29 protein-coding genes are annotated in these 24,910 nt (G+C 46.7%); 12 read left to right on the plus strand and 17 right to left on the minus strand.

Going from position 1 to position 24,910, the window contains the following annotated elements:
• Window positions 1-137: 137 nt before the first annotated feature.
• Both ACIFQN_RS18090 and ACIFQN_RS18095 read left to right on the plus strand, forming a co-directional pair.
• Entirely contained in the window at window positions 138-833 is a 696-nt protein-coding gene (locus ACIFQN_RS18090) for a peptidylprolyl isomerase (protein ID WP_429834418.1), read from the plus strand.
• Between the two features lie 213 nt (window positions 834-1,046).
• Window positions 1,047-1,670, plus strand: coding sequence for a cell wall hydrolase (locus tag ACIFQN_RS18095; RefSeq protein WP_429834419.1), 624 nt, complete (start codon window positions 1,047-1,049; stop codon window positions 1,668-1,670).
• Window positions 1,671-1,922: 252 nt separating this feature from the next.
• Here the strand turns inward: ACIFQN_RS18095 and ACIFQN_RS18100 are convergent, their stop codons facing one another.
• Complete coding sequence (locus tag ACIFQN_RS18100; RefSeq protein ID WP_429834420.1) at window positions 1,923-2,687, minus strand: SDR family NAD(P)-dependent oxidoreductase; 765 nt, start codon at window positions 2,685-2,687, stop codon at window positions 1,923-1,925.
• 99 nt (window positions 2,688-2,786) lie between these two features.
• On the opposite strand from ACIFQN_RS18100, the gene ACIFQN_RS18105 reads away from it, so the two are divergent.
• The gene (locus ACIFQN_RS18105) at window positions 2,787-3,098 is read left to right on the plus strand and encodes a YfhH family protein (RefSeq protein ID WP_429834421.1); all 312 of its coding nucleotides are present in this window, start codon (window positions 2,787-2,789) and stop codon (window positions 3,096-3,098) included.
• Window positions 3,099-3,144: 46 nt separating this feature from the next.
• Here the strand turns inward: ACIFQN_RS18105 and ACIFQN_RS18110 are convergent, their stop codons facing one another.
• The gene (locus ACIFQN_RS18110) at window positions 3,145-3,465 is read right to left on the minus strand and encodes an iron-sulfur cluster biosynthesis family protein (protein WP_429834422.1); all 321 of its coding nucleotides are present in this window, start codon (window positions 3,463-3,465) and stop codon (window positions 3,145-3,147) included.
• Window positions 3,466-3,566: 101 nt separating this feature from the next.
• Between ACIFQN_RS18110 and ACIFQN_RS18115 the strand changes: the two genes are divergently transcribed.
• The 3 genes from ACIFQN_RS18115 (at window position 3,567) to ACIFQN_RS18125 (ending at window position 5,261) form a co-directional block, all read left to right on the plus strand.
• Window positions 3,567-3,707, plus strand: coding sequence for a hypothetical protein (locus ACIFQN_RS18115; protein WP_429834423.1), 141 nt, complete (start codon window positions 3,567-3,569; stop codon window positions 3,705-3,707).
• Between the two features lie 65 nt (window positions 3,708-3,772).
• Window positions 3,773-4,822: a DUF2515 family protein gene (locus ACIFQN_RS18120; protein ID WP_429834424.1), complete on the plus strand. Its 1,050-nt coding sequence runs from the start codon at window positions 3,773-3,775 to the stop codon at window positions 4,820-4,822.
• A 19-nt stretch (window positions 4,823-4,841) separates the two neighbouring features.
• Entirely contained in the window at window positions 4,842-5,261 is a 420-nt protein-coding gene (locus tag ACIFQN_RS18125) for a hypothetical protein (protein WP_429834425.1), read from the plus strand.
• A gap of 154 nt (window positions 5,262-5,415) precedes the next feature.
• Here ACIFQN_RS18125 and ACIFQN_RS18130 read toward each other — a convergent pair whose 3' ends face one another.
• From ACIFQN_RS18130 to ACIFQN_RS18140, 3 genes are all read right to left on the minus strand, one after another.
• Complete coding sequence (locus ACIFQN_RS18130; protein WP_429834426.1) at window positions 5,416-6,321, minus strand: sugar phosphate isomerase/epimerase; 906 nt, start codon at window positions 6,319-6,321, stop codon at window positions 5,416-5,418.
• Window positions 6,322-6,467: 146 nt separating this feature from the next.
• Complete coding sequence (locus tag ACIFQN_RS18135; RefSeq protein ID WP_429834427.1) at window positions 6,468-7,106, minus strand: DUF1444 family protein; 639 nt, start codon at window positions 7,104-7,106, stop codon at window positions 6,468-6,470.
• Between the two features lie 20 nt (window positions 7,107-7,126).
• Window positions 7,127-8,242, minus strand: a complete 1,116-nt coding sequence (locus tag ACIFQN_RS18140; protein WP_429834428.1) for a DUF3900 domain-containing protein — start codon at window positions 8,240-8,242, stop codon at window positions 7,127-7,129.
• 112 nt (window positions 8,243-8,354) lie between these two features.
• Between ACIFQN_RS18140 and ACIFQN_RS18145 the strand changes: the two genes are divergently transcribed.
• The gene (locus tag ACIFQN_RS18145) at window positions 8,355-9,218 is read left to right on the plus strand and encodes a serine/threonine protein kinase (protein WP_429834429.1); all 864 of its coding nucleotides are present in this window, start codon (window positions 8,355-8,357) and stop codon (window positions 9,216-9,218) included.
• A gap of 33 nt (window positions 9,219-9,251) precedes the next feature.
• On the opposite strand, the gene ACIFQN_RS18150 is transcribed toward ACIFQN_RS18145, so the two are convergent.
• From ACIFQN_RS18150 to ACIFQN_RS18160, 3 genes are all read right to left on the minus strand, one after another.
• Window positions 9,252-9,407 carry a hypothetical protein gene (locus ACIFQN_RS18150; RefSeq protein WP_429834430.1) on the minus strand — a complete coding sequence of 52 codons (156 nt, stop codon included), beginning with the start codon at window positions 9,405-9,407 and terminating at the stop codon, window positions 9,252-9,254.
• Window positions 9,408-9,443: 36 nt separating this feature from the next.
• Entirely contained in the window at window positions 9,444-10,703 is a 1,260-nt protein-coding gene (locus ACIFQN_RS18155) for a DEAD/DEAH box helicase (protein WP_429834431.1), read from the minus strand.
• A gap of 239 nt (window positions 10,704-10,942) precedes the next feature.
• Complete coding sequence (locus tag ACIFQN_RS18160; RefSeq protein WP_429834432.1) at window positions 10,943-11,086, minus strand: hypothetical protein; 144 nt, start codon at window positions 11,084-11,086, stop codon at window positions 10,943-10,945.
• A gap of 135 nt (window positions 11,087-11,221) precedes the next feature.
• Between ACIFQN_RS18160 and ACIFQN_RS18165 the strand changes: the two genes are divergently transcribed.
• The gene (locus ACIFQN_RS18165) at window positions 11,222-12,283 is read left to right on the plus strand and encodes a phosphodiester glycosidase family protein (RefSeq protein WP_429834433.1); all 1,062 of its coding nucleotides are present in this window, start codon (window positions 11,222-11,224) and stop codon (window positions 12,281-12,283) included.
• Between the two features lie 33 nt (window positions 12,284-12,316).
• Complete coding sequence (locus tag ACIFQN_RS18170) at window positions 12,317-12,829, plus strand: DUF6886 family protein (RefSeq protein WP_429834434.1); 513 nt, start codon at window positions 12,317-12,319, stop codon at window positions 12,827-12,829.
• Window positions 12,830-12,882: 53 nt separating this feature from the next.
• On the opposite strand, the gene ACIFQN_RS18175 is transcribed toward ACIFQN_RS18170, so the two are convergent.
• Together ACIFQN_RS18175 and ACIFQN_RS18180 are read right to left on the minus strand one after the other, a co-directional pair.
• A complete protein-coding gene (locus ACIFQN_RS18175) occupies window positions 12,883-14,454 on the minus strand; it encodes an ABC-F family ATP-binding cassette domain-containing protein (RefSeq protein ID WP_429834435.1) in 1,572 nt (523 codons plus the stop codon).
• Between the two features lie 33 nt (window positions 14,455-14,487).
• Window positions 14,488-15,345, minus strand: a complete 858-nt coding sequence (locus ACIFQN_RS18180) for a hypothetical protein (protein WP_429834436.1) — start codon at window positions 15,343-15,345, stop codon at window positions 14,488-14,490.
• 180 nt (window positions 15,346-15,525) lie between these two features.
• Here ACIFQN_RS18180 and ACIFQN_RS18185 point away from each other — a divergent pair, with 180 nt between their 5' ends.
• Window positions 15,526-15,675 carry a small acid-soluble spore protein P gene (locus ACIFQN_RS18185; protein ID WP_429834437.1) on the plus strand — a complete coding sequence of 50 codons (150 nt, stop codon included), beginning with the start codon at window positions 15,526-15,528 and terminating at the stop codon, window positions 15,673-15,675.
• A 128-nt stretch (window positions 15,676-15,803) separates the two neighbouring features.
• Complete coding sequence (locus tag ACIFQN_RS18190) at window positions 15,804-16,526, plus strand: hypothetical protein (protein WP_429834438.1); 723 nt, start codon at window positions 15,804-15,806, stop codon at window positions 16,524-16,526.
• A gap of 30 nt (window positions 16,527-16,556) precedes the next feature.
• Here ACIFQN_RS18190 and ACIFQN_RS18195 read toward each other — a convergent pair whose 3' ends face one another.
• From ACIFQN_RS18195 to pdhA, 5 genes are all read right to left on the minus strand, one after another.
• Window positions 16,557-16,718, minus strand: coding sequence for a Spo0E family sporulation regulatory protein-aspartic acid phosphatase (locus tag ACIFQN_RS18195; RefSeq protein ID WP_429834439.1), 162 nt, complete (start codon window positions 16,716-16,718; stop codon window positions 16,557-16,559).
• Between the two features lie 137 nt (window positions 16,719-16,855).
• On the minus strand, window positions 16,856-18,265 hold the full coding sequence (gene lpdA / locus ACIFQN_RS18200) for a dihydrolipoyl dehydrogenase (RefSeq protein ID WP_429834440.1): 1,410 nt from the start codon (window positions 18,263-18,265) through the stop codon (window positions 16,856-16,858).
• Between the two features lie 6 nt (window positions 18,266-18,271).
• Window positions 18,272-19,678, minus strand: coding sequence for a dihydrolipoamide acetyltransferase family protein (locus tag ACIFQN_RS18205; RefSeq protein WP_429834441.1), 1,407 nt, complete (start codon window positions 19,676-19,678; stop codon window positions 18,272-18,274).
• A gap of 100 nt (window positions 19,679-19,778) precedes the next feature.
• On the minus strand, window positions 19,779-20,759 hold the full coding sequence (locus ACIFQN_RS18210) for an alpha-ketoacid dehydrogenase subunit beta (RefSeq protein WP_429834442.1): 981 nt from the start codon (window positions 20,757-20,759) through the stop codon (window positions 19,779-19,781).
• A 3-nt stretch (window positions 20,760-20,762) separates the two neighbouring features.
• The gene (gene pdhA, locus ACIFQN_RS18215) at window positions 20,763-21,848 is read right to left on the minus strand and encodes a pyruvate dehydrogenase (acetyl-transferring) E1 component subunit alpha (RefSeq protein ID WP_429834443.1); all 1,086 of its coding nucleotides are present in this window, start codon (window positions 21,846-21,848) and stop codon (window positions 20,763-20,765) included.
• A gap of 321 nt (window positions 21,849-22,169) precedes the next feature.
• Between pdhA and ACIFQN_RS18220 the strand changes: the two genes are divergently transcribed.
• Window positions 22,170-22,904 (plus strand): alpha/beta hydrolase, encoded by a 735-nt coding sequence (locus ACIFQN_RS18220; protein WP_429834444.1) that lies wholly within the window; start codon window positions 22,170-22,172, stop codon window positions 22,902-22,904.
• Between the two features lie 19 nt (window positions 22,905-22,923).
• Here ACIFQN_RS18220 and ACIFQN_RS18225 read toward each other — a convergent pair whose 3' ends face one another.
• The gene (locus ACIFQN_RS18225; protein WP_429834445.1) at window positions 22,924-23,124 is read right to left on the minus strand and encodes a hypothetical protein; all 201 of its coding nucleotides are present in this window, start codon (window positions 23,122-23,124) and stop codon (window positions 22,924-22,926) included.
• 119 nt (window positions 23,125-23,243) lie between these two features.
• Window positions 23,244-24,878 carry a peptide ABC transporter substrate-binding protein gene (locus tag ACIFQN_RS18230; protein ID WP_429834446.1) on the minus strand — a complete coding sequence of 545 codons (1,635 nt, stop codon included), beginning with the start codon at window positions 24,876-24,878 and terminating at the stop codon, window positions 23,244-23,246.
• Window positions 24,879-24,910: the final 32 nt, after the last annotated feature.

Raw genomic sequence — 24,910 nt, forward strand, 5'->3', positions numbered from 1 at the left:
AACAATCATTACCTTCAGGTTCCATCATATCACGAGTATGGGAATAGCAACCAGTCGATTGGCATTTTCCTCATCAATTGTGCTATAATTCGAAACCGAACCACCCAACAGGGAAGATACAAAGGAAGGTGTATAAAATGAAAAAGCTCATGACTACGATTTTTGCTTGTCTGACGGTGATTGCCTTAGTAGCAGGGTGTTCCAGCAGCCCCAACCAGACTGCCCCTACTCAACCGACCGCCCCTGCTGAAAAACCGGTCTCCAAGGAGCCTGCACAGCCAGCGGGACCTACGGGCGAGAAGAAGTATGACAAAGCTCCGGCCATGCAGATCGATAAAACGAAAACGTATCAGGCAAAAATCTCCACGACCGTGGGAGATATTACCATTGATCTGTTCGCAAAAGATGCACCTATTGCCGTTAACAACTTTGTTTTCCTCGCGAAAGACAAGTTCTATGACGGCATTACATTCCACCGCGTGATAAAAGATTTCATGATTCAAACAGGGGATCCATTGGATAATGGCATTGGTGGACCTGGTTACACATTCGAAGACGAGCTGAAAAATGGACACAAATACGAAGTCGGTGTAGTTGCAATGGCAAATGCAGGTGCGAATACTAACGGCAGCCAATTTTTCATCGGATCCGGTAAAGACGTCGAAGGTTTGGAAAACTCCCCTAAATATACCATTTTTGGTAAAGTAGCGGGCGGTATGGATGTCGTGCAAAAAATTGCTGGCACGAAAGTTAAAGCCAACCCACAGACTGGTGAGCTTAGCGTTCCGGAACAAACCATCAAAATCAAAACAGTAACGATCACTGAAAAATAAAACGGTACCATCGTGTAAAAGAACATCACTGTTCGTCGCAGTGGTGTTCTTTTTTCCTCTTTTAAAAAGGATTTACGAACCGTTCCGGCATGAATAAATAGTTCTATGGAACCAATTCCCTCTTGAACCAATCTTACAATACCTATAGACTTGGCCTTAACCCGATTCGCTTACGCAATCAAAAGCAAAAAGCGAAAAGGAGTGGTTCCCATCGTGATGACACGAGAAGCGCGATTGCGCTTTTTCTTCTTTATGAACAGTTTTGGCTTGCTGCTATTATGCCTCTTTGTCACACCAACAAGTGCTTCAGCACCTCATTTCAATCCAGCACTTCCCTCTCCGGCGAGCCCAGCAATGCCTAAGGAGCAAGCAGCGAAGAAGGAAACAAAAACAAGTACTCCCGTCTCTACCAATAGCCGCGATTCCATTCATATCAGTCGAGACGATCGACGCAAGGTGATTCAGCGTGGAAAAGCGAAAATAACAGAGCGGGATATGGAACTGCTCGCCCGGCTGGTTTATGCAGAAGGCCGGGGCGAACCATATGAAGGACAGGTGGCCATTGCGGCTGTTGTATTGAATCGGGTAGCTTCATCACAATTTCCAAATACGGTACGGGAGGTTATTTACGCTCCCAATGCATTTTCGCCTCTCAATGACGGCCATCTCTCGCGCACATCTAACGCAAGCACTCAAAAAGCAGTACAGGATGCTGTAAACGGGAAGGACCCAACAAACGGCTCGCTTTATTTTTTCAATCCTAAAACAGCGACATCCCGTTGGATTTGGTCGAGGGAACAAACTGTCGTCATTGGCAACCACAGATTTGCACGCTAAGACAAAAATTTAACAATACTTTATTTTTATTTTATCTGCAGTTTACTTTTGGTTGTTATTTTTAAGGCGTAAGCACTTTTTCAACGCATTGAGAAAACGGTCGATATCCTTACTAGTTTTTGGCTAGCGTATTGTTTTGGGTGAGAGCAAAACAACAGCGCATGAGCCGATCGGTATTTTTCTCAATCGCCCCCAAATACTTAGGCATCCCTATTAAGGGATGCCCTTTTTTTGTTTCAGAAGCTTTTGTTATTAGAATCCGTATATGGACATGCCACCGTCTACTGCAATCGTTTGGCCCGAGATGTAGGCAGCTGCATCCGAGGCAAGGAAGATTGCCGGACCTACCAAGTCTTCCACATCCCCAATTCGTCCGCTCGGTGTGCGCTGGAGAACTTCCTGGAGGAAAGCCTCGTCAGCGAGCAGCGCTTCGGTCAATGGCGTACGGAAATACCAAGGTGCAATTGCGTTCACATTGACACCAAATTTACTCCACTCCAATGCAAGCACGCGCGTCATTTGGACCACTCCTGCCTTGCTCGAACCATACGCCACACCCGTGCGCAGAGCCACGAGTCCTGCGACTGAAGCAATATTGACGATACGACCGTAACGCTGTTCGCACATGATCTTCCCTGCTGCCTGGGTTAGAAAAAACGTAGCCTTCAAGTTTAGATCAACCACACGGTCCCACTCTGCCTCAGTCACTTCATGCGCTTTTTTACGGATATTCATACCCGCATTATTTACGAGAATATGTAGACCACCCAATGCTTCTACCGTTTGGGAAACGACTTGTTCGCAAGCTCCCGACTCTGTCAAATCAGCCTGAATCGGGTGAGCAACGCCGCCTTTTTCCCGAATTTCTTGGACCACCTCGTGCAGATCAGCCTCTGTACGTGCCACAACAGCTACTTCTGCTCCTGCTTCAGCTAGTCCCATTGCCAGTGATTTTCCAATCCCTCTTCCTGCTCCTGTTACGATAGCTTTCTTTCCTGTTAAATCAAAGCGAGTCATTTTTCTCTCTCCTTTCACCAATCCCTAAGAGATTCTATATACATCGCGTTTTCCCTTGTCTTTTGCTACAATAAACCTGTATGGAAAGGAGGCAATTCAGTGCGTCTATATAGTCAAATGACGTTGGCGGAGCTTCAGGAAGAAATGGAGCGTCTACGTCGCGAAGCAGAAGAAAAAAACAAGCTGGGGGACGATTCACAGCTTGCTATTATTAGGCAAAAATATTTTATGGCCAAGTCGTATTACCTGGGAACGGACGAGTTTCGAATTGGCGGAACGTATAGTGTTCCTGATTATGATCAGCCATTTACGATTGATTATTTCAACGGTGTTTTTGCATGGGGCCGATTTCCGGGTTCAGACGAACAGACCGGGTTTCCTGTAGGGATGCTGGAACTTTGGTATTCATGATCCAACGAGCAAGACCGGTGCTTTTTACAAAGCCCGGTCTTTTTCTTTAGCCCCAGCGCTCTTTCAGTTGCAGACCATATGCCAAAATCTGATGTGGCGTTACTAACCGAAAACCTTGTTGTGGTCGATAATCAACAGTGAGCTTTTCTGCACCAATGTATTCAATCGTCTCTTTATCCAATAAAAAAGTAAGGCTATCTGCTTTAACTTCCCTATCATAGGGTCCTCTTTCATCCCACCAAAGCGCATACTCCACTGTCATTCCACATCCACCAACGAGTTCGCCATTGATCCGGATCAGCTTTTCATGCTCTTTACTCATTACCATCAGGCGCTCTATTGCTTCGGTTGTCACTGTGATTTCCATATTTTTCCACCCTTATATCTCTATATTTTTAAAAAAGGTATGCATCATCTTGCTCATGATAGCATACAATGCTTGAAAGGCATCAGAAAGGACGATCTTCTATGAACATATATGAACGAGATGGTATCTTTATCGCAGAAACAGAATTCCAATCGGAGCATGTTGTTATTTTTGCAGACACTTGGGAAGAAGCAAAAGAAAAATTAATGGTGCGTCTTCTCGTTTTAGAAATGATTGGATGAGTGAAAAGCGGGTCGGCGTTTTGACCTGCTTTTTTCAATCTGAATGGCAAGGAGAACATCCAGTAATGAATACAACTACCCTCAATAAACGTGATATCATCGCAGATATTCGCCACAAGACAGCGCTTGCCAACCGTAATAACGTTACCCGCACACAGGCATACCTGGAATTTTACCGCCAACATGAAGAAATTCACTGGGCACTGCTCGCTCACCTCGTATCACGCAATGGTGGTTGGAACATGACAGACCTGAAAGGAGAATGGCTCCCGCTGCTAATGGACGAGCATGCGATTCAGCCATTTTTTTGGTTTTTGGAACGAAGCAACTGGCTCATTTTTTACGATGCCTATCCTCAGCTGTTGCTCTACCAGGAAATGAAGCGAACAGGAGCTGATCTCACCTCTTTCTTGGGGCCGCTCGGCGTTTCGATTTTTATGCACTCCTACTGGAAAGAATTTTTAGTCCATCAGGATAGTGCTCGCCTGACTCGTGCTCTTATCGTAAATGAACAACAATATATCGATCAACGAGTCGTCCAAAAACCCTTTACACTAAATCGCATCTTCTCCACCTTTGCCTTTTTTACACAATCCTTGCTTTCTCTCAATCAAGTGCTATTTCCTTACAAGGCTCATCCAACAAATAGACGTCTTTGTTTGATCGGCTTGAATGTGCAGCATTTTCCAAAAGTCGAAGAGCGCATCAAGCTGGGAAAATCGCTCTATCAGCTTTTGTTCGAAGATCGGTTCCGCTGGGAGAAAATCTATGCGTTCTCCTCTCGCATCCCGCATACGGGGTCACGAGCGGACTACTGGCCGCACCTGTTTACTCCGCGCCCAAACGATCAAACCACCCCTGACAGCTACCACATACGATTGGGAGGCGAGAAGCTGCGGGATGGCAAGCCAAAGCTCTATAGTCCACCCTTGCTCGCTGCATGGCCAAATATCGAACACGCACCTGCTGATGGCGTCGATTGGTATCGAAACGAAAAGTGGCACGCCATGGTTACTGAACCTGTAGATGACTTATCCCCTATCGACAATGCTTCCTATGCCCAAGCTCTTCAGTGGATGGAATACGGGGTAAAATGGGTCACGGCTTTAACGTAAGAAAGGTAGTGAAGACCTGATGTCAGAAGTACGAAAAGCGCTAGAGGATCACCAAAAAGCCTTTCTCCTATCATGCTGGCTCCCGAGCGGGACTTTTCGCCTGGCTCCCAAGCGCGATCAAATCAATCCCTACTTTACCAATCTGGCATTAGTCACTCTAGTTCGGTTGAAAACATGGGAACCGGTACAAAGTCATCTCGACTGGTACTTACAGCATCTGAATCAACAAGGTTACATCAATGACTATCGCCTAGAGGGTGAAGTCGAAGTCGATACCGGATCTGCGGACAGCGAAGACAGCTATCATTCCACATGTTTCAACCTGGCAGGGAGAGGTTCCGAGCCAAAACAAAACCCCACCGATAACTGGTCTTACCCTTTTTTCCAAAAGCCAACCAAATTATTAAATTCGCATCGTTTAACTCAGAATTATACCTAACTGTATCATCCACATTCGCGACAGCCAATACAGGAGGGCTCAACCTTCTTCGATCCATTAATAGAAATTTTCTATTGAAAAAAACAACCCGCGATCTCCCCTGTCCATTCTGGGCCGCTGGGTTGTTTTTGTATTCAGGTCACATTCACATGGGTCAACTTCTGTTGTTCACTAGCTGATCTATCCAAGTATAGCACCGTTCCAGTTGTTCATCGCTAATCATGTCTGAGCGATGTTCAAACATAATCTTGATGTCCGGATTTTCTTCCATGATTTGTTTCAAATACTGTTCGATCGGTGCCCATCCATCCTCCGCTCTGCATTCGGGCAAAGCTGGATAATGGTTGTATTCGAATTTGTCTGTACACTTCATGTTCCACAGATGGATCGTTTGCGCATACTTAGCAAATTTCTTGATCACCTGAAAAGCAAGAAAATGGGGATCTATTTTTTCCTGGACATGCATGCGTCCTGTATCCAAGCACAGTTTGATGAGTGGATATTTTTCCAGCAGCTTTTCCAGAAAATCCGTTTTGTATATGTAAGCATTCAATGCATCAAATTCCAATACAGGCGTAAATCCGTATTCCTTCCCTTTAGCTGATAACCAATCGAAAAGTGCCTCGCTTTTTTGAGTAAACTCCGCAAAACAATACTCACTCTCGAATACATATTCTTTTGCACTCGTGAATCGCCATGACTCCCAATTGACACGATTATCTAAGATAACCGGCTTGGGATAATGAAATAAAATATACGCCGGCTTCATTTTGATGGACGACATATATTCCAATTCGCGCTGAATATAATCAAAAGCTTGCTGTCTAACATGATTGTCTTGAGCTAAAAAAAGGGCATCTCGAAGCTCTGAACCACCCGCCCGCAAAGGAAAATGAATCCCCACTTGAAAACCGTTGCACAGAGACTCATGCCGCAATTTTAAAACATCTGATTCTTCTTCAAACAAACATGCCTCGATTCCATAAAAGGATTTTCTAAAGTCTCTGGCATACTTTTGTTCATCGAACGTTCCGTATTGTCCAATCATAAAATTGTTCATTATTTCCCCCTAGGCACCTGTCAGGCTGCGGTGACCATTTTACGCACATTTTACCACAAAATGGATTGGTGTCGTTTGGGCTTACAAACACTTCAATTGCTAAAAAAGGCTGCTCACAAAAAAACAGCAGCTTTCTCGCTTCACGATTATTTTGTTGTCGGGGGCTTTCTCTGAATCGCAGTGTCTGCTCCATGAGAAACCACTAAAAACGGAGTCAACTCCCCATCTTCCCAATAAAATGGGAGAACGGAAATCGGCACTTGGCCTTTTGAGGCAAAGTCGTACGTCAACCGAGCAAGCAGGTTGGCGCCTGCATCCCCGACCATATCGGCAATGATGAGCACATCCTGATGAGGAATGGCCACTCCTAAAGAATCTCCCTGCTTTGCGGCGTCAAACTGGCGAATGACAGGATCAAGTAATATACGGCTCGCTGCATATCCATCAGAAGGACTGATGAAATGAATACGATTGCCCGCTACCTCCTGCGTCTTCACTTGGAAAGGCAATTTTTGCAGGTTCTCCATCGCATTTTGGTGAAGTTGTTCCTCTGACCAGGGGGCGTCAGTTAGCAGACTGCGCTCAATCAGGGTATAGCCCTCTCCCAGATCCAGTGCATAGAGTAGAAAGGTGTCTGCCGTATGCGGCTTTGCCACCCATCGCTCCGGATTTTTGTTGATTAGGGAAGCATGACGCAGTACAGGAAAAACTTTTTGTTCCTGTCCTATAAGCTTTAATGCCTGAAGCTCTGGTCTGTAGCTCGGGTTTGATTCGTTACGATTCATGTTGAAAACACCTCCTACCTCTATTCCCAAGGCGGCCGCTCTTCGTCTTCACTCGCGGTTGTCAGCACTGGTTGAATCGTATGACTACGTGCCTCGATCTCCTTAACAATATCGGCCAATTCCTTCGGCTTTACAAACTCGACCGGAGACACTCCACGCTCAAATTGAAGCTGCTCTCCTTCCAAAAGAACAAGATAGCGACCATTCACTTTTGCGATGTGAAGACTCGTCCCATAATCCGCGAGCAGCGTCCGAATCTGCATATGATCCAGTTTGAACTTGAGCTCCACCTCGGGTTGACGATCCGTGATGATGTGCATGGCTTCCATCACCGTTTCATGCTCCCACTTCTCAGCCAGTTCACGCTTGGGACTGGCTGCGATAAGTTCAATTGCCTCTTCTTCCCGCTGTCTTTCCTCTGTCTCTTCGGGATAGGTGTACTCAATATGCTGTCTGGCGAGTGAAATGACTTCTTCTGAAACGATCTGGGTTACGGTTTGCGGGTACTCGATAAAGCGTAGGAACTCCTCAAAATACTTGGCATGTGAAAACTGATGAATTTTTACATGGTAGGGGTCATTCATGCCGGACTCAATCATATACGGGTACATCAGCGACTTCATATTTTTTGCATTGATCGCCATCTGCACATTCGCAATCAAGCTTTTTTCGTCTGTGATGACGGCGGTTTTTTGTTCAAAATCACATTTTAATATAAAAACATAGCGCTCATCCAAAAGCTCCAGTCTCGTACGGACAATAATCAGGACGCCACCTCGTACCTGAGATGTACGCAAATAGGATTGGATCAACTCCTGACAAGGCTCCTTGCTCTCCCCAGAGATTTCCGCTACCAGCAGTCGATTTAGCAAGGCATAATTCGGGTTGGAGTCCAAGGGATGACCAGGTTCCAGTACAAACTGCCCCAGCTTGGTTGGTGTTCCTTCCGATTTTGGATTCATCTCTACCTTGCGCTTGGCGATACGAGTGAATTCACCCTCCAAAAAATCCCGAAGCTCACTTTTTTGGTATTCATCATGACTTAAATGGCGAGTCATGCGTACCTTTTTGGCACCTTCCTCTTCCTCGGGCTGTTCGATCAGATAAAAGGATAGCCAGTCAATGTTAAAATTCATTATCGCTTTCGCTCCTGTCTTCATGTAACGAACTGATTATAGCAAATTAGGATTAAAAGCGGGCAGGCATTTTTGAGTTTCATGGTAAGATGGACACAGGAGGGAAAAAGACATGTGGAATCAAATCAATACGTGGTGGAACGAAACAATCCGCGACAAGCCCTATCGCCCTGGTAAGCAGGTAGGCCGTTATCAAATTGCGAATGTTCTAGGAATAGGAAGTTATGGAATCGCCTATCTCGCCACAGATCTTCCAACGGATGAGCGCGTGGTTCTCAAACAGGTAAAACCAAGTCTGCGCAATACACCAAAAGGCGAATCCATGCAAGCGTATGAGCAAAAAGTGCTCTCAACTCTCTCCCATCCACAAGTCCCACGCTGGCTTGATTCATTTCGCTATCGAAACGACTCATTTCTGGTCATGACTTATATAGAAGGTCCCACTTTGGAAGAACTGCTGTTTGATCATCATCTTGCCGTCGATGAATTGATTTGTGCGCGATTTATGCGACAAATCGGCGAATTGATTGTCCATCTCCATGATCACAAGATAATTCACCGTGACGTGCGTATCCCCAATGTGATTTGGCAAAACGACAAGCCTTTTTTGATTGATTTTGGACTGGCCCGCTTCATGGGAGACAAACCGACGTACACCGCAGAGGATCTGAGTGCCTATCCATCGGAAAAACAGTTAAAACGGGAAGTTGCCCCTTCAAGCGATTTGTATGCAATTGGTCATTTCTTTTTGTTTATGCTTTATTCTGGATATACAGCCAAGGACAACGAGCCCGAACGAAGCTGGGAAGAAGAGCTTTCCCTGTCACCTGAGCTCCATCAGATGATTCGTCGCCTGCTGCAATTGGACGTTGCCTATGATCATGTACAGCAATGGCTTGCTGAGCTGGACGCGTACTTGTGTCGTTATGATAATCAACGAGGCCAGCAAGAAGAAAGAGCAGAGCATGCGCAATGAATGGTCATTACGTTAGCACTGCTCTTTTTCTTTTTACTCGACAATCGGCTCTTGTTTGGCCTCTTCCATCTTTTCCTTTAGCTCGCCTGCTTCCCTGCGAAGCACCTGCCGCTCATGCTTGGTTAATACTTCACCACCGACCGTGCCATTCACCAATAAATCCTCTTCATACAAGCGATCTTTGCGCATGGAAACCTCCTGCAGACAAGATGTGTACCTCTTGTCCTACTTTGTTCCAAAGCCGCCCTTATTATGTACGCGTTTGGCTTGATTACCAGACTTCGGCGCAGAAGGCTTTGTCGAAGCAGATTTTGGGTCTTTGGACTTCACGGTTGGTCCAGAATTTCTCACGGGTTTGGGATCCTCTAACGCTCCATGCGTCATAAATTTCTCTGCAATCAGCAAACCTGTTTGTTTGGAAAATTTTTGAAGGATAAACCGCTCTTGTGTACTGATAATGGAGAAAACAAGCCCTGCCCGTCCCATCCGCCCTGTGCGTCCACTGCGGTGTACATAGGTGTCCGCATCTGATGCCGGATCGTAATGTACGATGCATTCGACTTCTGGGATATCAATACCGCGTGCAGAAACATCCGTCGTAATCAATACCGGGAACACACCCTCTCTAAACTGCTGCAAGGTGCGAGCCCGCTCTTCCTTGGTCGCATCACGATGTAGGAATCGGCAGGGCAAGTGATGATAATTCAGCTTGGATACAATCTCATCCACTTTTTCGATCTGATTGACAAAGACGATGGAGGATCGAACATTCACGAGTCGAAGCAGACGGCGTAGTGTATCCACCTTTTTTCGTGGGTCAGTCACCAAATACATGTGGGCAACGCCTGCGGCCCCTTCCAGGGCAGCGGAGCGAATGACCGCGGCTTCCTTCGTAAATACGCCAGCTGCTTGTACGACCTCCGACGGGATTGTAGCGGAGAACAACAGACGCTGTGTATCACGCAGCGTTTTTTTCATGACCTCTTGAACAGGCTTGCCAAAGCCTGCATCCAGCATTCGATCCGCTTCATCTACCACGACCGTTTTCACTTCATGCACTTTTAATTTTCGTTGATCAATCAATTCCAGCAGTCTTCCGGGAGTGGCAACAACGAGAACCGGCTTCTTTTTTAGTCTCTCTACCTGACGACGTACATCCACCCCACCAATAATCGGGACAACCGCATTCTCATACGCAGGGAGCAGATTTTCCGCTTCCCTAGCAATCTGTACAACCAATTCATGCGTCGGTGCTAGCACGATTGCCTGTACATCTTTTTTTTCCATGTTGATTTTTGTAAGTAACGGCAGCAAATAGGCAAAAGTTTTGCCTGTCCCTGTCGGAGATTCAATCAATGCGTCCCGCCCTTCCAAGATCAAAGGAATAGCATCCATTTGAACAGGGGTCGGTGTTTCCATTTTTCGTTCGCGCAAAATATCGAGAAGTGGCGCGCTAATGTGTAATTCTGCAAACGTGGTGCTCACAAGAACCCTCCTGGCTAGAAAATCATGCATCTGGTAAGCTTACCACACTTTGCACGCAGGGAACAGAGGGATACCAACTATGGCAGTTCAGCCCTTTGTGCAACATCTTTTTTACTGAATCAGCAAGAATAACCTTCCGCTAAAACGCGGTCGCTCATCCATGAGCAGGCCTCGATAGAGGTTTTCTTATGCCTGAAAAAAAGCAGGCGAAATCCACTAGGACTTCGCCCGGCCTCTTTTTACCCGTTATTAGAATCCATACGGGTTTCTTGCTTTTCACCCTGGTCTTGACGGTCCCGGCTGGTGGTTTGATTACGTGTCCCCTTAGGACTTTCCATGTATTCTTCTACTTCCTTTTGAAACGCCTCATCATAGTCACGCATTCCCCTCACCTCCTGCAACTATTTTTACCACGGTAATCCTTTATTATTTTCCCTGAAACTTTTTACCCAGTTATTCGTCCTTTCATATAGCATCATGTAACAAAGAGATATACTATCAGATGGGTGTGAAGATTCATGCAAACCTTGTCACGTACGCGGTCGCACAAACGAGCAGGGAGGAGACGACCTTGGCGCTGGGTCAAGCGTCTCATGCTAGCTTCTGCTTTAACCTGTACTACCTTTGCGCTCGTGGGAATGATCTTTTTATTCGGTACGAAATCAGGAGAAGAATTGCGTGAGTGGGCGGCCGGGACCTTATTAACCACGCAGCACGACTACTGGGCACCCTACACCTTTTTACCCGAAGAAAAATTAAATGCACTGAAGCAGCAGATCCGAAGCCCCGAGGTAATCAACTCAGAGAATCCAACAGAAACGGATTTACCGGAGCAAGAAAGCATACCAGTCACGGTTACCCTGCCCGAAAAACCGAAAGAACTGGTAGAAATTGAAGAAATCAACGTATCCAAGGGCAATTACTATTTTAAAGGCAAAATCATGAACATCAGTGATCCGAAGCGTGTCCAGCTATTGGTCACAAACCGGAAAGACCGTGGTGATCTGCTTGATGAATTTGTGAAAAAAACAAACGCGGTAGGGATTGTAAATGCAAGCGGTTTTTCGGACCCTGATGGGTATGGACAAGGGGCCCAGGCTTACGGTGTCGTCATTCATGACGGAAAGATCTTGCAGGGCTACAACCCGAAAAGCGGCGAGACGTCTCTAGGGATCACCTACGATGGAAAACTGATTACAGGCAGCTACACAGCGGAACAATTAGTAAAAATGGGTGTTCGTGATGCGATGAGCTTCCGTCCCCAATTGATCGTGAACGGTAAAAACTTGTTCGCGGATAAGCCGGCCAAAAGCTGGGGGATTCAGCCGCGGACAGCGATTGGACAAAAAGCGGACGGCACCATCGTCTTTGTCGTTATTGACGGAAGGCAGCCAGGGCATTCAATCGGGGCAAGTATGAACGATTTGGCTGAGCTATTAGCTGAACGAGGTGTCGTTACAGCCATGGCTATGGACGGCGGCTCCAGCTCCATGATGCTCCACAACGGCGAAGCGATTACGAAAACCTCCTGCCCTTACTACCGAGGACGGTATTTGCCGAATGCTTGGGCTGTTATTTAATGCAAAAGGAAAAAGAATGGGGCGTGTGGCGATATGGAAAAGTTGTACCATTTCAGTGAAGATCCTGGCATTTCCCGCTTCGTTCCACGGCTTCACCCTTCGCATCCAGAATTAGCACCTGCCGTATGGGCGATCGATGAAGCGCATGCACCGATGTACTTTTTGCCAAGAGATTGCCCGCGAATTGCCTACCACCAACTACCCGACTCTACGGAAGACGATGTCCGGCGTTTTCTGGGATTGACCGCTGCCCAAAAGGTGATTGCGATTGAAAACAGATGGTATACAACCATCAAGGAAACGACTTTGTATCAATATACTTTTTCTCCAGATTCTTTTTACTGTTTGGACAAGCAGGCAGGCTATTATCTTTCCCATGAAGCAGTCGAAGCTGAAGACATGCAGCCATTAGGAGATTTGATTGGCGAACTCAGCGAGGCTGGGGTTGAATTACGTTTTACTCCGTCACTTCTCCCTCTACAGGAGGCATTGCATTCAAGCAGCTTACATTTTTCCATGATTCGTATGCGAAATGCTATCTTGTAGACAAGCAAAAAAACAGGCAGCTCCCCTTGACGTGGACTGCCTGTTTTTTATTTCTATATTTTAATCGGGGTTTTCGCTTGCTCCAAGCTCCATTTTTCCACGTCCCATGTTTGGGTTACCCAATCTTCGTAGAACTCCGGTTCATGGCATACGAGAAGGACAGTTCCCTTGAATTCCTTCAGGGAGCGTTTCAGCTCTTCCTTGGCTACAACATCCAAGTGGTTTGTCGGCTCGTCAAATATGAGCCAGTTGCTTTCTCTTTGCAGTAATTTACAGAGGCGCACTTTTGCCTGCTCTCCCCCGGAGAGTGCATTCATGTTGCGGTTGATATGCTCATTCTTCAATCCGCAGCGCGCCAAGGCTCCGCGAACCTCGTGGTTATTCATTGCTGGGAACTCATTCCACACTTCATCCAGAGCCGTAATCGGCTTTGCCTTTACTTCCTGTTCAAAGTAGGCAGGATGCAAGAAGTCTCCACGATCTAGCTTTCCTCCGAGCGGTGGGATCACGCCGAGCAATGTTTTGAGGAGAGTGGATTTCCCTACTCCATTCATCCCCACAATCGCTACTTTTTCACCGCGTTCCAGCTTCACGCTGAGTTTCGGCAAGAGAGCGTGGGAATAACCGATTTCCAAATCTTCCGCTTCAATCACAAAACGGCTGCTAGCTCGTGACTCTTTGAAAATAAAGGTCGGCTTTGCTGCTGTTTCCGGTTTGTCGATACGCTCGATTTTTTCCAATTGCTTTTGACGGCTTTTCGCACGACCTGTCGTAGAAGCACGGGCTTTATTTCGGGCGATAAAGTCTTCCATGCGGGCAATCTCTTCCTGTTGCTTTTCAAACGCGTCAAAATGCTGACTACGCTTTGTTTCAGATTGCGCCAGGAACGATTCATAGTTCCCTGTATAACGGTTCAGCTTGGTGAACTCCAGATGGTAAATGACATTGACCACATCGTTCATAAAGGACGTATCATGGGAAATGAGCATAAAAGAGTACGGATAATCCTTTAGATAGTTCTTCAGCCAAACAATATGCTCTTCGTCCAAGTAGTTCGTCGGCTCATCCAGGAGCAGTACGGTAGGCTGCTCCAGAAGCAATTTGGCAAGCAAGACCTTTGTACGCTGGCCTCCAGACAAAGATGCGACATCGCGCTCCAATCCAATAGCGCTAAGGCCCAAAGCGTTAGCAATCTCGTCGACCTTTGCATCGATCAGATAAAAACCGCTGGTCTCCAGTTTATCCTGGATCTCGCCCATTCGCTCCAACAATTCTTCCAGTTCCTCAGGTGTTGCTTCGGCCATTTTTTCACCGATGACCATTAATTCCTGTTCTTGCTCCAGCAGAGGAAGAAACGCATCCTTGAGCACGTCGCGAATCGTCTTGCCTGCTTGCAGCTTCGTATGCTGATCGAGGTAGCCGTATTGAATCTTTGGCATCCACTCGATTCGTCCAGTATCTGGCATATTTTGTCCGGTCAAAATCCCCATCATGGTGGATTTGCCTGTTCCATTTGCTCCGACGAGACCGACACGATCTCCAGGTTGCACTCGGAATGATACATCCCGAAACAAAATGCGGTCCCCGAACCCATGGGACAAATTCTCCACAATTAAAACACTCATGATCTTCCTCCTGGTCTGTTTCCTCTACGAGGGTTACAAAATAATTCTTTCAAAAAATGACGGAGAAAAATGGTCAATATAGCTCTCTCCTGTCATGATTAACTGATCCAATCTTACTCGCATGTCTTGAAGGGTAATCCCCTCCATTGCGGTATTCAGAATGGTGGCACGTGCCATGAGTCTGAGCACATTTACTTCGTCTACCAGTGAGTCTCCAAAGACCTTACCGCTATGCACAATCTCTGAGCGATGATTGTACGATTTTTTGATAAACTGTGCAATCTTTTCACGCTGTTTATAAGAATCACCAAAATAATAGGCCATGCGAACCCGCAATTTATACGTGATTTCTCCTTTTTTCCCGTCAGGAACAAACAATGATTCCAGACCAATCCACAAATCGAGCAATTGATCCTCATAGCTTTTCTTCTCCAGCGAGAGCGAATAACGGCGAAATGCCAGAGACGGGAGCTTTCGTTCGATCAAGGACAGAAAGACATTCTTCACAGAATGATCAAACGTGTATTTTCCTCCATCAAGGGAACGCTTTAAATACGTGATTCCATACATGTTGCCGTTGGCTGTAATGACATATGGAATCGAACAGGTACCCTCTAGTGCTGCAATATTAAGCTTGTTCTCGATTTCCTCAATCCAAATACGATCATCAGTAACTCTCATCTCTGCATGTTCCGCGACCAAAAACAAACTGGAAGGATCAACTCGCTGATCAAATAAACGTTTGTTTTCATCCATTTCATTGCGTAAGAACCGGGATGCAATTTCATATGGCTTTTCAGCACCAGAGACGAGATGGTAGGAGTTGGGAAGCTCGATCCGAATGGGCTCTGTGGTAGTTGTATTGAACACGGGTGCGATCAACAGCGGCATAGTATCGCTCCTTTCAGATAGATCACCCAATAGAGCTTGTATATGGTTTACATAATAATTATTATGTCATATAAACAGTATCGTGCCAATCGTGGACATGCTTCCTTATAGAATACCAGCAATTCCTATGATTCGTCATCATCCGTTTGCGACAAACTACGAAAGAAGGAGCTGATTTGGATGGAAAAAGATCATATTCTGGATGAAAACCCTCATCAAACCTACAATAATGTAGCACAACCACTAGAACAGAACGGTGAAGCTCAGCCAGGCTCCAAAAAAGTCAAACAAAAAAATCACTCTCGAGCGATCAAAACCCGAGAAGGCTAATTCGATTGATTCCCGGCTCTTTTAGGGTCGGGTTTCGAATTTCCTTTTTTTTACATTAAAAAGGATTGAATTGTCCCACAAGGATGAACTATGATAAATTTAGTATCCTTGATGGAGGTTAAGTGAACATGATCACGATTCCACTACCCAGCAGTAGCCCTCTTTCCAATACGATAAGCTACAGTGTTTCTCCGTTGTTCGAGATGGCAGCAAGCCTACATACCCTCGCGCAGCCTACTCCTCCTGAGCGCTTCAACGAATGGGCACAAGAATTACTCGCTCAATTTCAATCCGCTAGGCTCATAAAAGATTGGGAGTATTTCCTTCCGCTTTTTCGGTATGGAATTCCTGATTCTTTTGATCCGGTACATACGAAAGGCGTCATGGCAGTAGACGATCAATATGAATATTTCGTTACACTCCCAACAGAATCGTTTATTCGAAGCCTGGAACCGGTCTTGGAAGAGTGGAACCGACAACACGACATCCCTAATGTGGTTTTTGATATACAGGAGGACGCTGATTATATGAAAGGGCGTTTCAGCCTATTTGTCTCCTCTTATTGGCAATTGTTTTTTGAAGCAAACTGGGAGTTGATTGCCCCCTTATTTGTTCGAGAGGCTGAGCACATTCACGATGCACTGCATGAGTTGCCTAAGTGTCTTTGCTATCTTCAAGAAATCAAGCCAGAAATCACGTATGAATCCGAAACCCAAGTACTCGTCTGTCCATCGCAAGAAACAAATGGTGGAGTACAACAGCTCATTCTCTATCCAAGTCATTTTTATGCTCAGAAGCCCTCTCTGACAAGAAAAGACTTGTGTGCGTACCTTCTCTATTCCTTTTTATAAACAGATGCTCTTGCACCACCTAAAAACGCCCTACGAAGGGCGTTTTTCATGCAGCATATGTGCGACGATTAACTTATCTAATTGTTGACTAATTTTCACAATCTCAGGGTCAAGAAAATTGTAACCAGCATCTTTAGCTGCTCGTTCCAGCTTTTGGCGCAAGTCATCAATCATCTTATTCGTAATTTCCATGCTGCCAGGCCCCCACCCACCTTTTGTCTCCCACTATTTTACATTATATAAGAACAGGTGGAAAGGGTAAGATGTGGAAGAAAAAAGCCTTGCACCCAAAAAGGTACAAGACTTTACATCACGCTTCAATCGCGGTTTTATTTCATCACGTGGATCGGACGACCCAGTGCTAATTCTGCCGCTTCCATCGTAACCTCACCCAAAGTTGGATGCGCATGAATGGTCAACTCGATGTCTTCCAGTGTCGCTCCCATTTCAATTGCCAACCCAATTTCAGCAATGATGTTGGAGGCTTCGGGACCAACGATTTGGGCACCCAATACGAGATTGGATTCTTTTTCAGCAATGAGCTTCACATAGCCTTCACCAGCATTGACGGACAGTGCGCGGCCATTTGCAGCAAATGGGAAGCGTCCTACCACATAGTCAATGCCTTTTTCTTTTGCTTCTTTTTCGTTGATTCCTACGCTGGCGATTTCCGGATCGCAGAATACCACTGCAGGAATCGCTTTGTAATCGACTTCTGCTGGGTGTCCCGCAATCGCTTCCGCAGCCACCTTACCTTCGTAGGAAGCTTTGTGGGCCAAGGCAGGACCCGCTACGATATCACCGATTGCATATACATTCGGGATGTTCGTACGGCCTTGCTTATCGACTACAATCAGACCGCGATCAGTCAGATTCATGCCGATATCGCGAATTCCGAGTTCGTCTGTATTTGGACGGCGACCAACAGTCACAAGCACGTATTCTGCTTCGATCTGTTGCTGCTCTCCTTTTACCTCTGCTTTTACGATAACGCCATTTTCGGTTTCTTCCATTCCTTGCGCCAGTGCTTTCGTATTGATTGTAACGCCAAGCTTTTTCAGCTTGCGCTCGACCAGACGAGGCATGTCAGGCTCAAAGCCTGGCAAGATTTGGTCAGAACCTTCCAAAATGGTTACCTTGGTACCAAACTTGGCGAAAACAGTACCCAGCTCGATTCCAATGTAGCCGCCGCCAATCACCACGAGGCTTTTTGGCAGTTCAGTCAGAGCAAGTGCTTCTGTCGAAGACAGGACACGCTTGCCAAATGGGAACGCTGGCAATTCGATCGGACGAGACCCTGTCGCGATGATGCAGTGCTCAAAACGATAGCGGTTTACATCGTAGCCGTGGAACACACGTACTTCGTTTTCGCTAACAAACAGTGCTTCGCCAGGGATCACTTGAATTTTGTTGCCTTTGAACAGGGAGCCTACACCACCAGTCAATTGTTTGACGATGCCGCCTTTCCACTCCTGAACTTTTGCAAAATCTACCTTTACGTTTTCCATCGTAATACCCATGGATTCCGTATGTTGTGTATGCTCGTAAGTGTGAGCAGCATGGATCATCGCTTTGGATGGGATGCAGCCTACATTCAAGCATACGCCACCCAATTCTCCTTTTTCCACTACCGCAACCGTTTTCCCCATTTGGGCGGCACGAATGGCCGCCACATATCCGCCGGGACCTGCACCGATTACAAGCACATCTACCTCTGTAGTAAATTCACCTACTACCATAGCTCTTTACCCCTCCATGACGAGCAGCGTTGGGTTTTCCAGAAGCTGCTTCACGTAGTTGACGAAACGCTGTGCTGGTTCGCCATCAACCAAGCGGTGGTCAAAGCTCAGAGAGAGATGCAGCATTTGGCCAACCACAATTTCTCCATTTTTCACAACTGGTTTTTCGCTAATACGGCCAACACCCAGGATCGCTACTTCTGGATAGTTAATGATCGGTGTAAAGAACATGCCGCCTGCAGAACCAATATTCGTAATGCTGAAGGTTGAACCTTTCAGCTCGTCCGCGCTAGCTTTGCGGTCACGAGCTTTTTTCGCCAGCTCTCCGATTTCACCTGCGATTTGGAAGATCGACTTGCTGTCAGCCGCTTTTACTACTGGTACAAGCAGGCCCTCATCAGTCGAAGCCGCGATACCGATGTTGTAGTATTTTTTATAGATCACTTCTTGTTTTTCATCGTCGATCGAAGCATTCAGCTCAGGGAACTTTTTCAGACCCGCCACTACCGCTTTCACGATCATTGGCAAGTAAGTCAGCTTCACTCCACGCTCTTCAGCAAGAGGTTTCGCTTCTTTGCGCATAGCTACGAGAGCCGTAACATCCACTTCATCAAAGATCGTTACATGCGGAGCTGTGTACGCAGATTTTACCATCGCTTTGGCAATCGCTTTGCGGATGCCTTTCAGTGGAACGCGCTCTTCGAGTTCGCCAGCTTGTGATGTGTAGTGTACAGTTGGTGCTGCTGCCGCTTGCGCTACACCTGTAGCCGCTTGCACTTCTGCTGCCACCGGAGTAGCTGCTTCTGTTACTGTTTCTGCTACCGTAGTTGCTACCGCAGCTACTGCGCCGCCAGATACAAAACGATCTACGTCATCGCGCGTGATGCGACCCAATTTTCCTGTACCAGGAACAGATGCCAGTTGAACGCCTTTTTCGCGCGCGTATTTACGTACAGAAGGAGTAGCCAATACATGCTTGCGATCAACAGGAGCCGCTACAGCTGTTGCAGCCTGCTGTACCATTGGAGTTTCCAACGATTGGTTGGCATTGGCGCTTACTTGAGAGCCAATATCGCAACCTGGTTCCATTTTGTCTGCAGCCGCTGGAGCAGGAGCCGCCTCAGCTGCGTGTGAATCGCCATGTCCGTGATCTGGGAGGTTTGGAATTTCGCCTTCCACATCAAAGTCGATTAAAGGATCGCCTACTACGGAAACAGTTCCCTCGGTTACTTTCAGTTCAACAACTTTCCCTTTTACAGGCGATGGAACTTCCACAACCGCTTTGTCATTTTGTACTTCCATAATGACTTGGTCTTCTTCTACGGAATCCCCTGGCGCTACGTGCCACTTGACGATTTCGCCTTCATGGATACCCTCACCGAGCTCCGGGAGTCTGAATGTAAAACGACTCACAGTATCTCCTCCTTATAAACACTTCGCCGTATTTTCAACCGATATTTGCCAAAAGAAGGCGGAAAGCTCTCAACTTTTCCGCCATTATGTCCAATTCTGATTAGAAATCAAGCACTCTTGTCAAACCATCCACTACGCGCTTCACGTCAGGCAGCCAAACGTCTTCTGCTTGCGCAAATGGATAAACGGTATCCGGTGCTGTAATGCGCAGCACTGGCGCTTCCAAGTGAAGAATCGCGCGCTCGTTGATTTGTGCGATGATTTCTGCTGCGACACCAGAAGTTTTTTGAGCTTCTTGTACCACGATGGCACGGTTTGTTTTCTTCACAGAAGCAACGATGGTATCAATATCGAGCGGGCTGATGGTGCGCAGGTCGATCACTTCTACCTTTGCTCCACGAGCTTTCTCGATTTCTTCAGCAGCTTTCAGGCTGGTATGCACCATCGCACCATAGGTGATGATGGTAACGTCGCTACCTTCTTTTACAACGTTTGCTTTACCAAGCTCAATTGTGTATTCGCCCTCTGGAACTTCTTGACGGAAAGAGCGGTACAGCTTCATGTGCTCGAGAAAAACAACCGGATCGTTGTCGCGAATAGCTGCGATCAGGAGTCCTTTTGCATCATAAGGGTTGGAAGGGATCACTACTTTCAAACCTGGCGTTTGCATCATCAAGCCTTCCAGGGAGTCAGCATGCAGCTCAGGTGTTTTCACTCCGCCACCAAATGGAGAGCGGAATGTGATTGGGCTCGAGAAGCGACCGCCGGAACGGTAGCGCATACGGGAAGACTGGGATGCAACAGCATCGAATGTTTCAAATACAAAACCAAAGAATTGAATTTCAGCTACAGGACGGAATCCGTTGATGGAAAGTCCGACAGCCAGACCGCCAATTCCGGACTCAGCTAGTGGCGTGTCAAAAACGCGCTGTTCGCCAAACTCAGCTTGCAGACCTTCTGTTGCACGGAATACCCCGCCGTTTTTTCCTACGTCTTCACCGAAGACAAGTACAGATTCATCACGTTTCAATTCAACGCGCATTGCATCCGTAATGGCTTGAACCATTGTCATTTGTGCCATGGCTTATTTCGACTCCTTCGCCAGGAATTCTGCCTTTTGCTCTTCGAGTGCAGGCGGCAGTGTCTCAAACATTACATCAATCAGTTCCGTTACTTTCATTTTCGGAGTTTCGTCCGCTTTTTTGATCGCGTCAGCAACAGCTGCTTTCGCTTCTTCGATTACCGCTTCTTCGTCCTTTTCGTTCCAAAGTCCTTTGGATTCGAGGAACTTGCGGAAGCGGATCAGTGGATCGCGCAGTTCCCACTCGCTTTGCTCTTCACCAGTACGGTAACGGGTTGGATCGTCACCAGCCATAGTATGAGGACCATAACGGTAAGTCAGTGCTTCGATCAGGGTAGCCCCTTCTCCGTTCACACCGCGCTCTTTTGCTTGTTGTACTGCGTAGTAAACAGCCATGATATCCATACCATCGATGCGTTCGCTAGCAATACCGGCAGCAGTTGCTTTAATGGCGATGTTTTCGGAAGCTGTTTGTTTTTCAAACGGCAAGGAAATCGCATATCCGTTATTTTGAGAGAAGAAGATCACAGGTAGCTTGTATACCCCTGCAAAGTTCATACCTTCGTAGAAATCACCTTGGGAAGTTGCGCCGTCACCAAAGTAGTTGATGGCAACCCGCTTTTCGCCACGCAGCTTGTAACCCATCGCAACACCTGTTGCTTGTGTACATTGTGCAGCGATAATGATTTGTGGCATCAGAACGTTAACACCTTCAGGAATTTTTCCGCCCTCGATGTGACCACGGGAGTACAAAAACGCTTGATGCATCGGGTATCCGTGCCATACCATTTGCGGAATATCACGGTAGCTTGGCAGGATGAAATCTTCTTTGGAAAGTGCAGCCTCGGAACCGATCATGCTTGCTTCTTGACCGGCTACTGGCGCGTAGAAGCCCAAACGACCTTGGCGGTTCAAGCTAATCGCACGTTGGTCCCATACACGGGTAAATACCATTTTACGCATCAGTTCACGCAATTCATCATCGGAGAGCTTAGGCATCAAGTCAGGACGAACAACCGTTCCATCCGGTGCAAGAATTTGCAGCGGGGTGTTGTTCTCTGTTTGTTCAACAGCAGTGGTTACGCTCATCACATTCACCTCGTCACTGGAATAAGGGGCTTTCGGTATCCACTCTCGCTAGCCCTTTAACTGAGCAACTGCTCGATGAATAGGGATCGGAAGTGGCGTCGAAAGTAACCCTGAAAGAAGAAGAAAACTTATATCGTGCAAGAAAGGGCTTACAGCGCCGTTTGCACCACCCTGTTATACTGCAGACATGCGTCTGTTTAATGTGTTATAGTATTGATATTACAGGGTTTATTTCCTCTCTGTTATCATTTACTATAGTATCTGTATCAGTTTTTATCAAGGGTTAGTTTTGTTTTTTTACAAACACGGAGGTAGGAACCGATGTCTGATTATGTAAAAAGAACAATTAGGAAAGAAGAAGTGCCTAGCATCCATGTAGACACTCCCCGCTCCGTCAAAGTGTATCTACCACCCGGATATAATGAGCTTCTTTCTTATCCCGTCGTCTATTGTCAGGATGGAAATGACTTCTTTACGATGGGAAGAATAGCGACGATCGCAAACCAGCTTATTTTGGAAGAAGGGATTGATCCCTTCCTCATTGTTGGCGTATCAGTCGACAGGAGCAAACGAACCAGTGAGTATTCCCCGATTGGTTCAAGAAATGCCGCATACAAACGCTTTTTTACAGAAGAATTGATCCCCTTCATTGAAGATCGATACCCTGTCAGGAGCGAACCTCATTCACGTGTGTTGGCCGGAGACTCCTTGGGGGGAACCGTTGCCCTTCATCTCGCGCTAGAGCACCCTGACCTCTTCACACAAGTCCTTGCCTTATCAGGAGCCTTTTTTCAAACCACATTGGATGAAATTGACCGTCAAGTCTCATTAAACTGGTTGCGTATCTGGATGGTTGTCGGGCTTGATGAAACAGCAGTAGAGACACATATGGGCACCTTTGACTTTGTCCAGTGGAATCGCAGCGCAAAAGACGCATTGCTCTCAAAACAGACTGACCTTACCTATCGAGAGAAACTGGGAAATCACGTCTGGGGATTATGGCAAAAGGAATTGCCCGACGCACTCCGCCACTTTTTCCCTGCTCCTCGCTTGTAGGATCAGCAAAAGTCATCCACTAGTACAATCCGTTGATTTCTTTAATGTCTTCATATCCGTAGTAACGGCCATCCGCCATGTAGATTCCTTGGTGGGTGGCTTTGTCAATTTCTCCCGCTACCTGATGGGTGTCATTCAGAACGATATTGACAATTTTGCTCTCATCGCGCTTCATCTGATTTTGAATCCGTTGACGTTCTTTGGCCGATATCATGTTCATCCCTCTTTTCCCCTAGGCTCTGATAGCTATAGTATCTCTTTGGCCGTTTGGATTTACACACTCGGGGGACACAAAAGCCCCTCCCTCACGAAAATGCGAGGAAGGGGCAGTTTTTTTTGCTAACGCTCAATCGTTGTGTATTTAAAGTCTTTTCCGCCAAACGAATTAATCAAAAATCCTTTTACCTTGTCATTTTGAATGTATGGCCACGCTCCGTAGTAAATCGGGGCAATCGGCATTTCTTCCATGAGAATGCTTTCGGCCTCAAGCATGATCGCCTTGCGTTTTGCCGGGTCCATTTCCAGATAGCTTTGGACGATCAGCTCCCGATAACGGGCATTCTCCCAGGCAGCATCATTGGTTCCAACTGTTTTATCCTTGAACATTTCCAGGAAGTTGATCGGGTCATTGAAATCAGCTGACCAGTTTCGATACGCGAACTGGTAATTTTTAGAGCGCTTGTTTTGCAAAAACACCTTTTCTTCCAGTCCGCTGATATTGACGTCTACGCCCAGATTGCGTTTCCATTGATCCTGAAGCGCTACTGCCAGCTTTTTCTGACGATCGTCTCCGGAGCCATAAGTATAGTTCATCTCTGGCAAGTCAGTTAAGCCCAGCTCTATGAGGCCCTCCGCCAGCAATTCCTTTGCTTTCACCGGATCTTCCTTGAAGTAATCGTTTCCGCTGAACTCCATAGACGGCGGTACCCAGGCATAGGCAGCAGGAACCTCTGTCTGCACAATTCCGTCCACCAATGGCTGGCGCTGGATCGCATACGAAAAGGCTTGTCTGATCTTTTTGTTGGTAAACGGGGGTTTCGTGGTATTAAAAGTGACAGCAACTGTGTTCGGATATGGTGAGATCACCAGCTTGCCTTCCTCCTGCAAGCCCGGGATCACGTCTGCCGGAAGCGTGTACGCCGGGTAACCGCCCCAGTCCAAATCGCCTGACTCAAACAAAGCTTGCGCCGTATTCGTATCGGTAATCATGCTCGATACGATCTTGTCCAGCTTGACCGCATCCTTGTCGTGATACTTTTCGTTTTTGACAAGGACGAGCTTGTTTTTATGCTCCCACAGTTCCATTTTGAAAGGGCCGTTTCCTACGTAGTTTTCCGGAGAAGATGCCCAGTTAGGATTTGCCTCCACTGTTTTCTGATGCAGCGGGAACAATGTCGGGAAGGCCGTCAGCTCATAAAAGAATGGTGCTGGTGAATTGAGCCGCACCTCAAGGGTAAGGTCATCCACAGCCTTCACGCCGACCTGGTCGCGGGTTGCTTTTCCTGTGTTGAACTCTTCTGCTCCTTTAATAAAAAACAGCATGTAGGCGTACTCCGCTCCTGTTTCCGGGTCCAGGTTTCGCTTCCATGCATATTCAAAATCGTGCGCAGTAACCGGTTCCCCATTGTTCCAGTGCATGTCTTTCTTCAGCTTGAAGGTATAGGTCAGTAAATCTGGTGAAACCGAGTAGCTTTCGGCTGCGGCGTTGGCAATTTTTCCATCGGGACCATAGCGCGTCAAGCCTTCAAAACAGGCTGTAATGACATCAAAGGATGTGCCGTCAGAGGCGAGTCCCGGGTCAGCTGTAGGTGGTTCTCCCCCGTCTGCATTCCAATTCAATACCATCTCTTGCGACTTTTCTTGAGTGGGCTGTGTCGTATTTCCGTCTGAAACAGCGGAATCACTCGTACTACATCCAGCCAAAACCTGAAAAACCAGAAAACAACTCAAAAATACACTCATTCTTTTATTCAATTCTACAATCCTCCCTACTAAATAGTACGTCC

Source organism: Brevibacillus sp. NRS-1366 (assembly GCF_050467985.1).

Excerpts from the sequence above, each read along its gene's own strand:
- ACIFQN_RS18180 (WP_429834436.1), bottom strand. The coding sequence starts at position 15,345 with ATGCCGCTGTTGATCGCACCCGTGTTCAATACAACTACCACAGAGCCC.
- ACIFQN_RS18115 (WP_429834423.1), top strand. The coding sequence starts at position 3,567 with ATGAACATATATGAACGAGATGGTATCTTTATCGCAGAAACAGAATTC.
- ACIFQN_RS18160 (WP_429834432.1), bottom strand. The coding sequence starts at position 11,086 with ATGCGTGACTATGATGAGGCGTTTCAAAAGGAAGTAGAAGAATACATG.
- ACIFQN_RS18190 (WP_429834438.1), top strand. The coding sequence starts at position 15,804 with ATGATCACGATTCCACTACCCAGCAGTAGCCCTCTTTCCAATACGATA.
- ACIFQN_RS18175 (WP_429834435.1), bottom strand. The coding sequence starts at position 14,454 with ATGAGTGTTTTAATTGTGGAGAATTTGTCCCATGGGTTCGGGGACCGC.
- ACIFQN_RS18140 (WP_429834428.1), bottom strand. The coding sequence starts at position 8,242 with ATGAATTTTAACATTGACTGGCTATCCTTTTATCTGATCGAACAGCCC.
- ACIFQN_RS18100 (WP_429834420.1), bottom strand. The coding sequence starts at position 2,687 with ATGACTCGCTTTGATTTAACAGGAAAGAAAGCTATCGTAACAGGAGCA.
- ACIFQN_RS18090 (WP_429834418.1), top strand. The coding sequence starts at position 138 with ATGAAAAAGCTCATGACTACGATTTTTGCTTGTCTGACGGTGATTGCC.
- ACIFQN_RS18195 (WP_429834439.1), bottom strand. The coding sequence starts at position 16,718 with ATGGAAATTACGAATAAGATGATTGATGACTTGCGCCAAAAGCTGGAA.
- ACIFQN_RS18130 (WP_429834426.1), bottom strand. The coding sequence starts at position 6,321 with ATGAACAATTTTATGATTGGACAATACGGAACGTTCGATGAACAAAAG.
- lpdA (WP_429834440.1), bottom strand. The coding sequence starts at position 18,265 with ATGGTAGTAGGTGAATTTACTACAGAGGTAGATGTGCTTGTAATCGGT.
- ACIFQN_RS18170 (WP_429834434.1), top strand. The coding sequence starts at position 12,317 with ATGGAAAAGTTGTACCATTTCAGTGAAGATCCTGGCATTTCCCGCTTC.
- ACIFQN_RS18125 (WP_429834425.1), top strand. The coding sequence starts at position 4,842 with ATGTCAGAAGTACGAAAAGCGCTAGAGGATCACCAAAAAGCCTTTCTC.
- ACIFQN_RS18145 (WP_429834429.1), top strand. The coding sequence starts at position 8,355 with ATGTGGAATCAAATCAATACGTGGTGGAACGAAACAATCCGCGACAAG.
- ACIFQN_RS18120 (WP_429834424.1), top strand. The coding sequence starts at position 3,773 with ATGAATACAACTACCCTCAATAAACGTGATATCATCGCAGATATTCGC.
- pdhA (WP_429834443.1), bottom strand. The coding sequence starts at position 21,848 with ATGAGCGTAACCACTGCTGTTGAACAAACAGAGAACAACACCCCGCTG.
- ACIFQN_RS18220 (WP_429834444.1), top strand. The coding sequence starts at position 22,170 with ATGTCTGATTATGTAAAAAGAACAATTAGGAAAGAAGAAGTGCCTAGC.
- ACIFQN_RS18135 (WP_429834427.1), bottom strand. The coding sequence starts at position 7,106 with ATGAATCGTAACGAATCAAACCCGAGCTACAGACCAGAGCTTCAGGCA.
- ACIFQN_RS18185 (WP_429834437.1), top strand. The coding sequence starts at position 15,526 with ATGGAAAAAGATCATATTCTGGATGAAAACCCTCATCAAACCTACAAT.
- ACIFQN_RS18150 (WP_429834430.1), bottom strand. The coding sequence starts at position 9,407 with ATGCGCAAAGATCGCTTGTATGAAGAGGATTTATTGGTGAATGGCACG.
- ACIFQN_RS18210 (WP_429834442.1), bottom strand. The coding sequence starts at position 20,759 with ATGGCACAAATGACAATGGTTCAAGCCATTACGGATGCAATGCGCGTT.
- ACIFQN_RS18225 (WP_429834445.1), bottom strand. The coding sequence starts at position 23,124 with ATGAACATGATATCGGCCAAAGAACGTCAACGGATTCAAAATCAGATG.
- ACIFQN_RS18110 (WP_429834422.1), bottom strand. The coding sequence starts at position 3,465 with ATGGAAATCACAGTGACAACCGAAGCAATAGAGCGCCTGATGGTAATG.
- ACIFQN_RS18165 (WP_429834433.1), top strand. The coding sequence starts at position 11,222 with ATGCAAACCTTGTCACGTACGCGGTCGCACAAACGAGCAGGGAGGAGA.